The sequence below is a fragment of the Clostridioides sp. ZZV14-6150 genome (assembly GCF_020657875.1).
Classification (GTDB): Bacteria; Bacillota; Clostridia; order Peptostreptococcales; family Peptostreptococcaceae; genus Clostridioides.
Genome location: NZ_JAGWDA010000105.1, coordinates 1 through 257, shown reverse-complemented (window position 1 = coordinate 257; position 257 = coordinate 1). Strand labels below are relative to the sequence as shown.

Genomic DNA, 257 nt, shown 5'->3' with positions numbered 1-257 from the left:
ATTTCCTCATTTTTGTACCCACATTTATTGCATATTTGTGAACTTGCAAAGAATTTACCTACCTTTACAATTTGTCTACCATACCAATTAGCCTTGTATTCTAATTGACGAACAAATTCTGACCATGACACATCAGAAATAGAACGAGATAATTTACGATTTCTAGTCATATTCTTTACTTGTAAATCTTCTATGCAAATAATATCATTTTCTTGTATTAATTTAGTAGATAGTTTTTGTAGAAAATCCTTTCGCCT

At 29.2% G+C, this 257-nt stretch carries 1 protein-coding gene; it reads right to left on the bottom strand.

Features of this window, described 5'->3' with window-relative positions:
- On the bottom strand, positions 1-257 hold a 257-nt coding region (locus KGF41_RS20705), incomplete at both ends, for an RNA-guided endonuclease TnpB family protein (protein ID WP_227857151.1).